Origin of the sequence: Laceyella tengchongensis (assembly GCF_900182735.1) — a bacterium.
GTDB classification, from domain to species: domain Bacteria; phylum Bacillota; class Bacilli; order Thermoactinomycetales; family Thermoactinomycetaceae; genus Laceyella; species Laceyella tengchongensis.
Genome location: NZ_FXTU01000006.1, coordinates 112,174 through 126,702 on the forward strand (window position 1 = coordinate 112,174; position 14,529 = coordinate 126,702).

Annotated in this window: 18 protein-coding genes; 13 read left to right on the plus strand and 5 right to left on the minus strand. The window is 50.1% G+C overall.

Translation table 11 applies throughout. The features are described 5' to 3' along the window. Positions 1 to 72: 72 nt before the first annotated feature. The 5 genes from QQZ12_RS12795 to QQZ12_RS12815 all read right to left on the minus strand — a co-directional run bounded on the left by QQZ12_RS12795 (position 73) and on the right by QQZ12_RS12815 (position 4,991). On the minus strand, positions 73 to 1,413 hold the full coding sequence (locus tag QQZ12_RS12795; RefSeq protein WP_106342875.1) for a S8 family serine peptidase: 1,341 nt from the start codon (positions 1,411 to 1,413) through the stop codon (positions 73 to 75). A 161-nt stretch (positions 1,414 to 1,574) separates the two neighbouring features. Beyond that, a complete protein-coding gene (locus QQZ12_RS12800; RefSeq protein WP_284724510.1) occupies positions 1,575 to 2,156 on the minus strand; it encodes a DUF1700 domain-containing protein in 582 nt (193 codons plus the stop codon). Positions 2,157 to 2,270: 114 nt separating this feature from the next. Continuing rightward, a complete protein-coding gene (locus QQZ12_RS12805; protein WP_102992129.1) occupies positions 2,271 to 2,726 on the minus strand; it encodes a DUF441 domain-containing protein in 456 nt (151 codons plus the stop codon). 119 nt (positions 2,727 to 2,845) lie between these two features. Beyond that, on the minus strand, positions 2,846 to 3,643 hold the full coding sequence (gene comA, locus QQZ12_RS12810; protein ID WP_284724539.1) for a phosphosulfolactate synthase: 798 nt from the start codon (positions 3,641 to 3,643) through the stop codon (positions 2,846 to 2,848). Between the two features lie 73 nt (positions 3,644 to 3,716). Then, a complete protein-coding gene (locus QQZ12_RS12815; protein WP_284724511.1) occupies positions 3,717 to 4,991 on the minus strand; it encodes an MFS transporter in 1,275 nt (424 codons plus the stop codon). A 141-nt stretch (positions 4,992 to 5,132) separates the two neighbouring features. Here QQZ12_RS12815 and QQZ12_RS12820 point away from each other — a divergent pair, with 141 nt between their 5' ends. The 13 genes from QQZ12_RS12820 to nusB all read left to right on the plus strand — a co-directional run bounded on the left by QQZ12_RS12820 (position 5,133) and on the right by nusB (position 14,434). Beyond that, positions 5,133 to 5,549 (plus strand): CD1247 N-terminal domain-containing protein, encoded by a 417-nt coding sequence (locus tag QQZ12_RS12820; protein WP_022736155.1) that lies wholly within the window; start codon positions 5,133 to 5,135, stop codon positions 5,547 to 5,549. 411 nt (positions 5,550 to 5,960) lie between these two features. Further along, positions 5,961 to 6,932: a stage III sporulation protein AA gene (spoIIIAA, locus tag QQZ12_RS12825; protein ID WP_102992132.1), complete on the plus strand. Its 972-nt coding sequence runs from the start codon at positions 5,961 to 5,963 to the stop codon at positions 6,930 to 6,932. Further along, entirely contained in the window at positions 6,932 to 7,450 is a 519-nt protein-coding gene (spoIIIAB, locus tag QQZ12_RS12830) for a stage III sporulation protein SpoIIIAB (protein WP_102992133.1), read from the plus strand. The genes spoIIIAA and spoIIIAB overlap by 1 nt, the downstream gene beginning before the upstream one ends. 26 nt (positions 7,451 to 7,476) lie before the next feature. Then, positions 7,477 to 7,683 (plus strand): stage III sporulation protein AC, encoded by a 207-nt coding sequence (gene spoIIIAC, locus QQZ12_RS12835; RefSeq protein ID WP_022736159.1) that lies wholly within the window; start codon positions 7,477 to 7,479, stop codon positions 7,681 to 7,683. Positions 7,684 to 7,698: 15 nt separating this feature from the next. Then, the gene (gene spoIIIAD, locus QQZ12_RS12840) at positions 7,699 to 8,088 is read left to right on the plus strand and encodes a stage III sporulation protein AD (protein WP_022736160.1); all 390 of its coding nucleotides are present in this window, start codon (positions 7,699 to 7,701) and stop codon (positions 8,086 to 8,088) included. Between the two features lie 12 nt (positions 8,089 to 8,100). Continuing rightward, positions 8,101 to 9,291, plus strand: coding sequence for a stage III sporulation protein AE (gene spoIIIAE / locus QQZ12_RS12845; RefSeq protein WP_102992134.1), 1,191 nt, complete (start codon positions 8,101 to 8,103; stop codon positions 9,289 to 9,291). Positions 9,292 to 9,301: 10 nt separating this feature from the next. Next, positions 9,302 to 9,931, plus strand: a complete 630-nt coding sequence (gene spoIIIAF, locus QQZ12_RS12850) for a stage III sporulation protein AF (RefSeq protein WP_102992135.1) — start codon at positions 9,302 to 9,304, stop codon at positions 9,929 to 9,931. Between the two features lie 17 nt (positions 9,932 to 9,948). Next, positions 9,949 to 10,563: a stage III sporulation protein AG gene (spoIIIAG, locus tag QQZ12_RS12855; protein WP_102992136.1), complete on the plus strand. Its 615-nt coding sequence runs from the start codon at positions 9,949 to 9,951 to the stop codon at positions 10,561 to 10,563. Positions 10,564 to 10,576: 13 nt separating this feature from the next. Further along, on the plus strand, positions 10,577 to 11,137 hold the full coding sequence (locus QQZ12_RS12860; protein WP_102992137.1) for a SpoIIIAH-like family protein: 561 nt from the start codon (positions 10,577 to 10,579) through the stop codon (positions 11,135 to 11,137). Between the two features lie 404 nt (positions 11,138 to 11,541). Beyond that, positions 11,542 to 12,045, plus strand: a complete 504-nt coding sequence (accB, locus tag QQZ12_RS12865; protein WP_102992138.1) for an acetyl-CoA carboxylase biotin carboxyl carrier protein — start codon at positions 11,542 to 11,544, stop codon at positions 12,043 to 12,045. A gap of 22 nt (positions 12,046 to 12,067) precedes the next feature. Continuing rightward, complete coding sequence (gene accC / locus QQZ12_RS12870) at positions 12,068 to 13,429, plus strand: acetyl-CoA carboxylase biotin carboxylase subunit (RefSeq protein WP_106342866.1); 1,362 nt, start codon at positions 12,068 to 12,070, stop codon at positions 13,427 to 13,429. Beyond that, complete coding sequence (locus tag QQZ12_RS12875) at positions 13,422 to 13,793, plus strand: Asp23/Gls24 family envelope stress response protein (RefSeq protein ID WP_102992140.1); 372 nt, start codon at positions 13,422 to 13,424, stop codon at positions 13,791 to 13,793. The genes accC and QQZ12_RS12875 overlap by 8 nt, the downstream gene beginning before the upstream one ends. A gap of 206 nt (positions 13,794 to 13,999) precedes the next feature. Beyond that, a complete protein-coding gene (gene nusB / locus QQZ12_RS12880; protein ID WP_102992141.1) occupies positions 14,000 to 14,434 on the plus strand; it encodes a transcription antitermination factor NusB in 435 nt (144 codons plus the stop codon). Positions 14,435 to 14,529 lie beyond the last annotated feature (95 nt).

Genomic DNA, 14,529 nt, shown 5'->3' on the forward strand with positions numbered 1-14,529 from the left:
CCTATTAACGCCGGTGCAATTGGTATCGGCATGCACCAAGGGCCCTCCCGTGCAGGAAGGGCCCTTGGCCGGTCAGCGGTGGTTCAATGCATTAACCGCATTGATCAAGCCGAAACCAGATTGTTTATCATAACCTTTTTTATAAATGTCTTCAGCAGATTGTTTGATAATCGACTTGACTTGGGTTGGGGAAATCTGGTTTTTTCCGTGTTTGGAGATCACCAAGCCCGCGACCGCCGCTACTTTGGGCGCAGCCATGGACGTGCCCGCGTACCAAGCATAGCCGTGACCCGTCACATTGTCGTTTTCATCCACAATCGGCACGGTGCTGAAGCAGAGGTAAGAACGGTCATTGTTGTTTGGACCCCGGTCTCCTCCAGGTGCCATCACATCGATTTTGCCGACCCCATAGTTGGAGTAATAGGTCAATTGTTTGTCCTTGTTACCGGCGGATACGCGAATGAGCAGATTGCTGGCCGGGTCGCGATGGGTGGCGCCACGATTTTCTTCATCGAAAAAGCGGGTCAGGCGGCCCGGGCTGGTGATGTCAGCCCCTGCGTTACCGGCGGAACCAACAACGGTGACCCCTTTCTGATGCGCGTAGGCAATCGCCTTTTTAAACAGATTCATTTCTGCGCGGATGTCGCTGGCATGGCTTTCAGGATCTTGCAAGAAGAGATAATCGCCCAAACTCATGTTAACCACATCATAATCTTTGTCAGCGGCATATTTCAGGGCTTCAGCGATGGTTGCCGTCGAAGCGCTGCCCTCGCGGGGGAAGACTTTGAGCGCCGCGATCCCTAGAGACGGCCCCACACCCAGGGCTTTTCCATTGGCCGCGATGGCACCAGCCACATGGCTACCATGGCCTTCGTAATCTTGCGCACTTTCTCCAGGAACGAAAGATTTGGCGTCGACGATGTTGTCTTTCAAGTCAGGGTGTTCCAAATCGATGCCTGTGTCAATCACTGCAACGACAACATCTTTTTTACCTTTCCCTCCGGGAAGATTCCAGCTTGCCCCGTTTTGGGTCACTTGTTTAATGTCCCATTGATATTGGTCATAGTAAGCATGGTCTCCGTCCGTCACGGCCATCTCTTTTGCTACGGCCTTTTCCAGTTTGATGCTCAGTTGCCTTCCGGCGTTCTCCACTTCTTGGTTGGCTTGAATCTTGCTCAAAAATTGGGGATTGGATGAAGACGCTTTCACATAGGCAAGCGCAGCATCCTTTTTAAGCACGGTGCCTCCGGCTGCCTGAATGATTTGTTCGGCGTTGGCGGGAATGCCATTTCCTTTAAAGTTGATGGTGTACATTTGGCTGTGCCCGTTTGCATGCGCAGGAGTGATGGTTCCGGTGATGGCAAATGCAGTGCTGGTAATGAGAGAAAGTCCGAGTGTGAACCACTTCTTCATCTGAGTGCCTCCTTCAGCAAGATGATTAATATATAAAACAATAGGTATATTCTGCAAACAATATCGGGATTCCTATATAAATTTTTAATTAAATTATTTTCGAAAGTTGCGCTTATCATGTTGTTTTAAATTGGAATAGGCTATGACCTATGTTCTGAAGTTTACTCTCCGTGCGCGTGGGTGCTCGCCGTTTGCGAACTGGAAGGGAACAGGCGGCGGTAGCGACGGTGCACCGCTTGAAAATGGGCTTGCAACTTGCCGTGAAAATAAAGGGCCGTTTTTCCGAGCAAGAAGGAAAAAACGATGGCGACTAGCGGGCTGAGCAAGCGGGGAACTTCATATGTACCGATGTTAAATGGCACCGTAGCCCCAAACAGGCGTAACAAGCCTGCTATCATCACAAGGGCTGCCGCCAAGGCAAACGCGGCGCTGGTGCCACCTAAGAAGACGGTAGCGACGGGGCTGGTCATTCCCGCTGTCGTGAAAAAAACCATTTTCTTTAACCAAACAGAAGGCCGGGTAGGTGATTGACTGAGATAATATTCTCCGATATATCCTTTGGCCAGCTCAGCGGGAGAGCCTAAAGAGGTGAGTAATGTGTCTAGCGGCTTGCCGTGTTTAACTCCCTCGCGGAGATGACTTTCAATTTCATTGACAATTTCTTGCTGTTCAGAAGGCGGTAACGGTTTCAGATGGGTTTTTAGCCGCTGGATATAATCTTGTAGTTCTTCATTCTTCTTCATGTTGATCCCTCCATCGAAAAAATAAGTCGGGCTGATTCGTGCGCCCATGCACTGCGAGAGTGTCGCTTCTTTATTTATCCAGTCATGAGAAAAACCCTGCTTCAAAAAGCAGGGTCATCGAAAAATGAATTTTAATATTTGCAGGAAGAAAGCCGTGAGGCCAGCAGCCATGAGCGGTCCCACTGGTATTCCCCGCATGAACAAGATGCCGAAAATGGAACCCATGACCAATCCGACAATCAGTTGTGGGTCCACTTTTAATAGATCCAACCCTTTGCCATTCATGTAAGTGGCGAGTGCCCCTCCCAACAAGGCCAAAATTCCCGGAGTGGAGGTGAAAACCATCAGCACATCTTTGGTGTTGATCCGTCCGGAGGCAAAGGGAATCAACACAGAAAGGGTCAAAAACAGCAGACCAAACTCTAACCCTCGTCGCTCTAAAGCAGGGAAATAGCGATCAAGATGAATCAGTTTTAATATTAATAAAAAGCTTGCGGCAGTGGCGATCAGAGGGGATCGACCCACGATGCCGATGATAATTAGGACGACGAGTAAAATATCGGGATTCATATGGATAGCCCCTGTCCGAGGTTGTTTAGTTACACTTTATGATGGACAAGGTGGTTTTAGTCATCTTTTTCTCCAACACAGAACGGGAAGTTAATTATGATTTGAAATATTCCAATAATTTAGCGCGAGAGGAATTGAGTTAATGTGTCAGCCCGCAAGCCCCGGCGTAAAGACTCCAACGACATCACATCACTGGGTTGGATGTTACCCAAATTGATCGAATTACCAAGTAATTGTATGAGCTGTACCTGTTGTTTGACCTGGGGCGCTTCCCATATCACATATTGTGTCGGGATCCGCTCCGCCAGTTTTTCTAGGTAGGCGCAATCCGCATTTCCCGCTTGGTCATACACGCCGATGTTTCGTCCGGACTCTCTGCTTTCCATGATCACGTATGCAGCCCCCGCTTGGCGGTCCAACGCAAACATAGAAGCAAACTCGTCGACGGTAGGATGGTAGCCGTGCATTTTTTTTCCGATTTCGGTGATGACTTGCAAGCTCATCTGACAGGCTTGTTGCACCAATCGGTAACGGGTTTCAGCTGGGATCGTGACCGTGCCGTCCGATATTTCGACCCAATCCAATCCACAATCACGTACCATTTGAAAATACTCATCCACTTTCCGTCGGATATAAGCGATTTCAAAAAAGGTTCCGCCAAAATAAAGATGGATGCCGTGTTGTTTACACAAAGCGATTTTCTGTTGAAGGATTTGAGGGGGGGTAATTGTGGCTGTCCCGAAAGCGAGTTTGATGAAATCGATATATTCGCCCGTGAGCTGCAAGAGGTCTTGATAGGCGGATAAGCCCAACCCTTTGTCTATCACCATGGTGCAACCCGTTGACCGGGGTTTGGCGTTATCCGCACGCGTACCACTCAAATCGGCTAGAACTTGCAATAGGCTTTTCATTTCCATCACGCTCTTCTCCCCCTTACGCCGTGTTCATCTTCACTCTATTTCATAATTGGCAGGAGAAGCAAGTGCTTCTTTAAGCGGGAGAGAGCGGTTTTTTGCGTATGAGTAAGCGGGAACGGCCATTCTTCCCTTTGATGCGTTTGGGTGGGTGGATGATTACGTTGCATAGCCAGGCGATAAAGAATAAGACAACGCCCAACCCGATGAATAGCAAAAAGGGACGGTTGGCCAGAGCGCCGAATGTGGGTGGTCCCATGGCGACTCCAAAAAAACGCACACTTCCATACAGCGACGTGACGATGCCGCGCTCCTGTATACCGACCGCTGAAGTGATCATCGTATTTAAGCAAGGGAGGACCAATCCGTTTCCAATCCCGATGAATGAAACTGCGGTGATGAGCAGGGGGGCGTTTTTGGCCCAAGGGATGACGGCGATGGCCACCGCAGAAAGGCCCAGTCCGATGATGATCAGCCTTTTCATTTGCCGGGTATTCTCCTTTACATGCGAACCAGTAAAATAAGCCGTTCCGCAAAGGGTTAGCAGGGGGATGGCCAGAATGAACCCTTTTTTGATGCCATCGATGCGATACGCTGTTTCCAAGAAATCGGATAGGTGAAACAACACTCCGAACATGGTAAACATCGTCAAAGCCCCGGCGATAAACGCCACACTCATCCAATTGCCTTGCCGCTTAAAAATCTTTTTGATGTGCTCTTTGTATTGAGTCAGCGGTTGCGGTTTCTCTTTTTTGGTGGGCTCTTTGACTAGTTTCCACAAAGCGAGTGAAGCTGGAATGCATAAGAGTGGAAAAGCGAAAAACATGGCGTACCAAGTGATCAATGCAATGAGTGAGCCCAGGATGGGACTTAGCACTTTCCCAAACGCATTGGAAGCTTCAATGATTCCCAGCGCTTTACTCCGGTTGTCTTTGGTAAACAAGTCACTCACCAACACCATGGCGATCGGAGCGGTACCAGCCGCCCCTATTCCTTGCACGATACGTGAAGCGAGCAGGAATCCGTAAGACCCCCCTCGGTAAATAGCGGAGAATCCAGCTAGCAGCCCGCCGATTCCATACAGGATCAAACTGAAGATGATAACTTTTTTCCGGCCGATACGGTCGGACAACACTCCGGCGATCGGAATGGCCAATGCGGCGGGAATGGAAAAGAGCGTGATGAGCAAGCTCACTTGAAAGGCGTTGACGTCCAACACTTTTTCCGCAGTGGGCAAGACTGGAATCAGCATGGAGTTTCCCAAAACCATGATCAACGGGATGAAACTCAACGTGATAAGGACAGCCCAGCTTGGCTTTGCCGTGGTTTGCGCGTTGTTTTCTTGTGGCATCCCAAATTCACCTCATTTCAATCTGCTTCATCAGTTTGCCCTGAAAGGCCGGATGCTATTTGCCATTTATTGAATGGATTGGATCGGTCAGGCGGGTGGCACACTAGGAGCAAATCGAAGCCGCAAAGAGGTGAGTGAAAGATGTTCGAAAGCATTAAACGTGATTTGTCCTTCATCCAAGGCTTGTTGGAAGGAGATGTGAACCATCAGCACCATGTGGAGTACCGTGGGTTGTCACGGTTGGTTGATGTGGTGGACTTACTGGTTGAATCCGTCGAGCAATTGGAGCGCCGGTTGTCGGAGCTGGAGGAATATGTGGAGACCATCGACGAAGACCTCAATGAACTGGAATTGCTTTGTTACGATGACGATGAGGAAGATGATGAGTGGGATCATGAGATTGAGGTGACTTGCCCTGAATGCGGTGAAGATGTCACTATCGACGAGGACGATTTGGATGATGAAAATGTGGAGTTGTTGTGCCCCAAGTGCCACACGGTCTTGGATCTTGAGGAGATCGACGAAGAGGATGTCGAAACGGTGATCAGCGAAGATTAAAAAAGCGTGATGCGGCGATCGTACCATTGTGTTGAAAGCAAGCGTCACGGGATGCCACAGGCGCGGACGATGATACTGAATGACCCGCGCCTGTAGCAGTTCAAAGAGAACATAGGAATTGATTGCACGGAAAACGCGTGGCGTTAGCCAAGAAAAAGCTCCCCTTTTCATCCATCGATGGGAAGCCGTTCCGATCGGCAAAGGGTGTGCACATCCGGGATGAGGAAGATCATCCGATACTTTTAAGAAGATGGAATTGATAGCACATTCGAAGTGTCCCCAGAAGATACGGGGTGCTTTTTTTTTGTGGCTTAAAAACAGCGCGCTATTTTTGCGGCAACGGTTGGCATAAAAGAAACAAGCTCACATATGAATGGGAATAAAGAAGAACCATGGGACAGGAGGTGTTCCATGCCATATCAAGCGATTTGCAAGATTCTCCCCCCAGGGCTGCGCGAAGTGATTCATTCCCTGCCGAAGGAAGTGTCCGCCACCATCGAAGAAATTCGCGTTCGTCAAGGGCGGCCCTTGGAAGTGATCACGCCGACCCATGCTTGGTTTGTGGACAAGGCAGGGTCATTGAGCAAAAGTCCGGAATGCGCTTGGATCCCCACACGCGGTGATTGTGTCAAACTGCTTAACCTGATTAGCAATCATTCACTGTATGCGTTGGAGGAAGAGCTTAAACGCGGCTTTGTCACAATCGAAGGCGGCCATCGCATCGGTTTGGCGGGAAGAGTGGTAGTGGAACAAGGCGGGGTCAAGCATCTTCGGGACATTACCGGCTTTAATATCCGTATCGCTCGACAAGTGAAAGGCGTTGGAGAGCGGTGGATTTCTACCGTGTTGCATGGGGGGCGGATTGAAAATCTATTGATCGTGTCCCCACCCCAATGCGGCAAGACCACGTTGGTACGTGATTTGGCACGTTTGGCCGGCACAGGTGGACAAGGATATCCGGCATATAAAGTGGGGATTGTGGACGAACGGTCGGAAATCGCAGGATGTTTGCATGGGGTGCCACAACATGATGTCGGATTACGGACAGATGTGCTTGACGGGTGTCCCAAAGCAGAAGGGATGATGATGATGATCCGCTCCATGTCTCCTGATATTTTAGTCGTTGATGAGTTGGGGCGGGCAGAAGACACGGAGGCGATCCATGAAGCGGTCTATGCGGGGGTTTCCGTCTTCGCCACCGTTCACGGGCGTTCGGTTGAGGAATTGATGCACCGGCCCACGTTTGCCCCGCTACTGGGAGAAGGAGTATTTTCGCGCATCATGATACTTAGTCGCGCACAGGGACCAGGGACGGTAGAGCGGGTGCTAGATGCGTCAGGACGGTTTCTTTACCCAAACCGGAGCGAGGTGGTTGCTGGGTGATGATGAAATTGATCGGCGGATTGTTGGTGATTTTGGCTACGAGCTGGTTGGGCTTCACATTTGCCGGACGCGTGCGCGACCGCCCCAAACAGCTGAGGCAACTTCGATCGTACTTAGCCATCCTGAAAACAGAGATTGAATATGGGACAAGGCCGCTCGCTGAAGCTTGCGCTAACATCGCTTCTCAGGAGGAAACGGCGGTGTCCCGGCTGTTTCAGGCCAGTGCCGATCAGCTGCTCAAGGGGGACGGCTCTTCCACCTATGAATGTTTTAGGCGAGCCATTGAGCAAGAGTGGCAGCGAACCGCATTACAACAATCGGAACAAACTGTGCTACTACAACTTTGTCAGGTGCTGGGATCATCAGACCGCCAAGACCAAGCGCATCATCTGACGATGGCCTGCAATCAATTGGAGCTGGAAGAAAACCGCGCCCGTGAAGAACAAGACCGGTATGAAAAAATGTATAAAACCATGGGGGTTTTGACGGGAGTCTTGTTGGTAATCCTCATGATTTGAGCCAATTTTCGGAATGGAGGGTGCGTATGCCGTATCATCTGGATTCGGTGTTTCAGATCGCGGGCATCGGGATTATTGTCGCGATGATCCACACCGTGCTGAAACAGATGGGAAAAGAGGATTTTGCCCACTGGGTGACGCTGTTTGGCTTTGTTGTTGTCCTCTTCATGGTGGCCATGCTGGTGCAAGATTTGTTTCAAACCATTAAGAATGTGTTTCTGTTTCGCACATGATGGGAGGCGATCCGCTTGGAAATCATCCAGGTGGTGGGGCTGGGTCTCATTGCCACGTTTCTCATCTTGATCATCAAAGAGCAGAAGCCGATTTTCGCTTTTCTTTTAGCGGCGTTTGTGGGTGTCATCATCTTCATCTCCATTGCGGGGAAAATCGCCGAGGTGCTGGGAGTGTTGCAAAGTTTGGCTCACCAAGCGCGAGTGAACGACCTATTTTTGGAAACGATCCTCAAAATTATCGGCATCGCCTACATCGCGGAATTCGGCGCGCAAGTGACCAGGGATGCCGGGCAAGGAGCGATCGCTTCCAAAATCGAACTGGCGGGGAAAGTGTTGATCATGGTGATGGCAATCCCGATTATCACGGTGATTATTGAGACGGTCATCCGAATTTTGCCTGCGTAAGGATGAAGATAGATGAAACGAATTGCTTGGATCTTTCCATTTCTGTGCCTTTTTCTTCTGCTGATTCGCCCTTCCGTTTTTGCCGCGGAAGAAGAAAGCGGCTCTTCTGTCATTGATCAATTGGTGCGAAGTCAATTGAACCAAACGCAAGTGGAGCAAGTGGACACCTTTTGGAAACAGCTCAAGGGGGATTACGGTGAGTATCTAGGAGGGGAACAGGGGCTAAGTTTGTTTGATTTGTTGCTGTCACCCAATAAAGAGCTGTCATTGGAACAGGTGCTGATGGGATTCGTCCGCTTTTTCTTTCATGAAATTTTGTACAACGGGAAGCTACTCGGCACGATTGTGGTGTTGACCGTATTGAGCATGTTGTTAAGGACACTGCAAACGGCTTTTGAGCAGAACCAAGTAAGCAAAGTGGCTTACGCCATCGTGTTCATGGTGCTGATCATCTTGGCGGCCAACAGCTTTCATGTGGCGGTCGATTCGGCCAAAACCGCAATCGGTCGCATGATCGACTTCATGCTAGCGTTGGTGCCAATGATGCTCACCCTCTTGGTGTCCATGGGCAACATCGGCTCGGTTGCTTTATTCCATCCGTTGATCGTGTTCATGATCCACATGATTGGCACATTCATCTACACCATTGTTTTTCCGTTGCTTTTTTTATCCGCCATTCTGAGCATCGTGAGTTGCCTGTCTGAGAAGTACAAGGTGAATCAATTGGCCAGTTTGTTACGGAAAATCAGTGTGTCGGTACTGGGTGGGTTGTTGGCGATTTTCCTCGGTGTGATTTCTATCCAAGGGGCCACTGCTTCCATTGCGGACGGGGTCACGTTACGCACGGCCAAGTATATCACGGGGAATTTTATTCCGGTGATCGGACGCACCATATCCGAAGCGGCGGATACGGTGATGGGCGCCTCCTTGCTGGTCAAAAACACGATTGGCCTAGCCGGCGTGCTGATCTTGCTGTTTATCTGTGCGTTTCCCGCGTTGAAAATCTTGTCGCTCGCTTTCATTTACAATTTCACGGCGGCGGTGATGCAACCTTTGGGAAATAGTCCCATCATTGAGAGCCTGAGTACCATCGGCCGTACGCTCATATACATTTTCGCCGCTCTGGCAACCGTAGGCCTGATGTTTTTCTTGGCTATCACGATAATCGTCGCTTCGGGCAACGTCTCGGTGATGATGAGGTAGGTGACCCAAAGTGATCGAATGGATAAGCGAATGGCTCAAACAAATCATCATCTTGGTTTTGATCGCAACATTTATTGATTTGCTGTTGCCCAACAACGCCTTGGATCGCTATGTCAAGCTGGTGATGGGGTTACTGATCATCATGGCGATACTGACGCCGATCTTTCAATTATTGTCGGAAGAATATGATTTGTCCGCGTTGGCGTTCACCCATGCGTCGCATGGAGAAAGATTGGCATCGCTACAGCAGATTCGAGAACAGGGAGAAAAGTTGAAAACCACGCAAGACCGCTTGATACAAGAGCAATCGTCGAAGCAAATGGAGCTGAGCATCAAGGAACAGGTGGAGCGGAAGTTTGGAGTGGAAGTGACGGAGTCGAACGTGACTCTGCAAACCAGGCCGAAGGGGATGGCCGAAATCAAGCACATCCACGTGAGGGCTAGCGTGTCTGCCGTTTCACCCCATCAGTTGGGAGGCAAACCGGTTCAACCTGTGTACATTTCGGTCGGCGAAAGGGAAACTGCTTCACCCAAAGGGGACCATGCGGGGAACAAACTAGCCCAGAACATCGCCAGTTACTTGTCGGATGCTTGGCATGTGCGGCAAGAACAAGTTCAGGTGACAGTGGATGCATTATAGGCGCGGGGAGGTGAAGCGTGTTGTTCAAATGGTTGAAGCAGTTGGAACAGAAATTGGCAAGCAGCGACAAGCAAAAAAGCAAGCTGGGCTGGATGGTTATCTTGGGAGGGGCCGGCGTGGCGATCATGTTGGTTTCCTCATTTGTGGGAGTGAAAGAAAGCGCCGTCCAACCGGAGCCGGAGGGGGTGATGCCCGCGTCTGCGAAACCGCAAGTGAACCATCCCATGTCGGCGATGCAACAGTATGAACGGGAAGTGGAACAGCAGTTGTCGGAAGTGCTAGGCAAAATCGTCGGCGTGGATGATGTTTCAGTGGTCGTCAACCTTGACTCCACAGAGGAGGAAGTGGTGCAAATCGATGAACGGAATTCGGAGCAAGTGACGACGGAACGGGACAAAACGGGAGGAAACCGTTCTATCACCCAAAACACGCGGGACAGAAAAACGGCGTATTATCGCAATGATGATGGCGAAAGGCCAGTGGTCGTGAAGAAGTTGAAACCCAAAGTCCGGGGTGTGCTGGTAGTAGCGCGCGGAGTGGAAAATCTGCAAGTCAAGGCTATCGTGATCGAGGCCGTCCAGCGCACATTGGACATTCCCATGCACCGCATTTCTGTTCTGCCAAAAGGATAAGGGGGAATTGTACATGTCAGTGAACAAACAAACGGTTTGGTTGGTGACGATGTTATCCATCATGGTGGTGCTGTCAGCTTATTATATTGTGACGGGGCCTGTGGAGCCGGTTCGGCAAGCGGCCAAACAGGTGGACCCGGAGGGGGATGTGGACGTCAACATTAAACCAATCCATCAACCAGCGTCGGCAAACAGCACCAAGGATAAACTGAACAAGAAAGACCAAGATGATTATTTTGTCGGATACCAATTGCAACGGAGCACGTTGCGTCAGAAGATGGTAGAAGAATACATGAAAGTGCTGACCAATCCGGATGCTTCGGAAAAAGAACTGCAGGAAGCCAATGCGAAAATTGAAGAGCTGATGAAAGTGGACAATGCGGAAACGGTGCTGGAAGAACTGATTCGCAAAGAGGGGTACCGTGATGCCGTGGTGGTGAGCAACAGTCCACATGTCGATGTCGTCGTACAGACTGAGCATCTTAGCAGGAAACAAGTGGTCGGACTGATCAGTTTGGTGAAACAACATCTCAATGTTTCTCCGCTCAATGTATCGGTCGCCTATCGCAAATAAAGTGGAAAAGAGCCGGTTTCCTTCATGGAAACCGGCTCTTAGCAATAAGGCTACATTTTTTCATTTGGAGGGGAAATGGGATGACTTTTTTATTATACTCGCTGGTCAAATTGAGGGGAAGATAGTTGCAAGTGAAATGTTTTACAAATGTATTAACAACGTGAGCCGTGGGAAAAGAGGGGGCTTCGGTTTAGTATCTGGTCTTAATAGTTGATATTAGGAAAAGAAACAAGTAGGATGAATGTGTGAGCTGTCAACTCACCCGCAAGGCTTTAAAAGGCAGAGGGACGATGGGGCTCCGTTTAAGTTCAAGGGGTGGTCAAACCACTAAAAAAACGGTATGCTATTAGCGTTATTATCATACTTGAGTATCCTTGCCAAGACAATACAAGGAGTGATAGGCAATGGCATTTAAAATGCATGAAATCCGTGAACTGATTCGGTTGATTGATGAGTCGAGCATTGAAGAATTTGAAATCGATAAAGAAGGTACAAAAGTTACCATCAAAAAATCTGGGGCTCCTGTTATGGCTGTTGCGCCACAAGCTCCGGTAAGTGTAGTTCCACAAGCTCCGGCTCCGGCGCCCGTTCAAGAAGCACCTGCGTCTCCAAAAGAGCCTCAAGTGGCAGCGCCCACTAAAGTAGAGGAAGAGGCGGAAGATGCCAATCTACATAAAATCGTTTCGCCCATGGTGGGAACCTTCTACCGCGCTCCAGCTCCGGATGCAGACCCTTATGTGAAAGAAGGCGACACGGTCAACGGGGATACGGTCGTCTGCATCGTGGAGGCGATGAAGTTGATGAATGAGATTGAAGCTGAAGTGCGTGGAACGATTGTCAAAGTTCTCGTCGAAAACGGTCAGTTGGTTGAGTTCGGCCAGCCTCTGTTCCTGGTGAAAACAACTTAGGCCATGGGAGGAGGTTTACGCTATGTTTAAGAAAATTTTAATCGCAAACCGCGGCGAGATTGCTGTTCGCATCATCCGCGCTTGCCGCGAACTGGGGATCAGCACCGTCGCCGTCTATTCAGAAGCGGATCGCGATGCGTTGCACGTGACTTTGGCGGATGAAGCGTATTGCATTGGCCCGGCGGCTGCTCGAGACAGCTATCTAAACATGACCAACCTGCTTAGCACGGCGACCTTGGTGGGAGCGGACGCCATCCACCCCGGCTATGGCTTTTTGGCGGAGAACGCCGATTTCGCGGAATTGTGTACGGCATGCAACATCACCTTCATCGGCCCTTCACCAGAAGCGATTGTAAAGATGGGGGATAAGACCACGGCGCGCGAGACCATGAAAGTGGCGGGTGTGCCGACCGTTCCCGGAACTGAAGGGGTGATCGATGATCTGGAAGAAGCGGCCAAGACCGCGGCGGAGATCGGGTACCCCGTTATCGTGAAAGCGACAGCAGGTGGCGGCGGTAAAGGAATGCGCGTCGTTTACAACGAAGAAGAGCTTACGCGTGCAATCACCTTGGCGCAAAAGGAAGCGGAAGCCAACTTTGGCAATTCCGGGGTTTATCTGGAGAAATTTTTGGTTGAGCCCCGCCATATTGAAATTCAGGTGCTGGCTGACAATTACGGCAATGTGATTCATTTGGGTGAGCGGGATTGCTCCATCCAGCGCCGCTACCAAAAACTGATCGAAGAGGCGCCTTCTCCAGCGCTGAGCGAAGATTTGCGCTCCCGTATGGGCGAGGCGGCCGTGAAAGCGGCGGAGTCTGTACAATACTCTGGTGCGGGGACAGTCGAATTCTTGTTGGACAAAGACGGCAATTTTTATTTCATGGAGATGAACACCCGGATTCAAGTGGAACATCCGGTCACCGAGTTGATCACCGGAATCGATTTGGTCAAAGAACAGATTCGCATTGCCGCCGGAGAAAAATTAAAATGGAAACAGGAAGACATTCGTTTCGACGGTTGGTCGATTGAATGCCGGATCAATGCGGAGCGGCCGGACAAAAACTTCATGCCGTCTCCGGGTAAGATCCAATTCTACCTACCTCCGGGCGGAAATGGTGTGCGCATTGACAGCGCCTGCTACCAAGGGTATCAAATTTCCCCATTTTATGATTCGATGGTGGCCAAACTGATCGTTTGGGGGAAAGACCGGCAGGAGGCAATCGAACGCATGAACCGCGCGCTCAAAGAATTTGCGATCGATGGCGTGCACACGACCATTCCGTTCCATCTGAAGGTGTTGAACCATCCCAACTTTGTGTCAGGTGACTTCCATATCCAATTCTTGGAGAAGACTAATTTAAACGAGGAGGATCGGCATGAGTGATTTGTACCAATACGACGCGAACCAGCTTGGCAAAGTGGAGATCGCTCCAGAAGTGATTCAATTGATTTCGGGCATCGCAGCTTCCCAGGTGAACGGTGTGATCACCCTTAGCGGAGGGGTTGTTGGGGACATCAACCAACTGCTGGGACGTAAAAACCTGAAGAAAGGAATTCGCGTTGATCTGGAAGACCAACTTACGATCGACTTGGCGGTTGTGGTACAATATGGTTTCCATATTCCAGATGTGGGCCGCGAAATCCAAGAGCAAGTGAAGACGGCAGTAGAGAGCATGACCGGTTTGACAGTCGATAAAGTGATTGTTCGCGTAGATGGGATTAAAATGCCGCCGGAAAAATCCGAGTGAACATCCTTTAACGATTTCCCACGCGCGCAACGGGCGTTCTAGAGACGAGAACCATGCAAGAGACGGTGTTTCTCTGGGCAAAATACGAATGAGGCAGGCACCGCTTTGATGCGCGACGGCCGATCAAACAAGCTCGATAATATGGATGCGCAAAATTATGGGACCGGGCAGACACTGCTCGGGCTTCTTTTTGGAGGAAGGTTTTAATGAGCAGAAGAACCGCACGCGAAAGAGTGATTCAAGCATTGTACGAATGTGAATTTCATCCCGATGAAGAGACGGATGTGATCCGGACGAGAGGTGAAAAACTGGAGCAGGAAGATCACGCGTTTTACCTCCGTCTGGCGCAAGGGGTGAGGGAGCACCAGGCTGCCATTGATCCAGTGATTGAACGCCATTTAAAGGAAGGCTGGTCACTCGCCCGCATCTCTTCTGTGGATCGGGCGATCATGCGGTTGGCGGTCTATGAGTTGATGCATGAAGTGGACACACCGCGAGCCGCTATTTTAAATGAGGCGGTCGATTTGGCCAAGGCGTTTAGCGGTGTCGAATCTGGCCGTTTTGTCAACGGGGTGTTAGGGCGGTTGGTTGCTGATCTCCCTCCCCAACAGCAGGTCGACAATCAAGAGATCAACTCATAAGAGGGGTGTCCCCCCTCTCATTTTATCTTTACATCCAAGAGTGAACAGGATAAACTGAACATTAATGAGTTAAACTGCTATTAATGTTAAGAAAT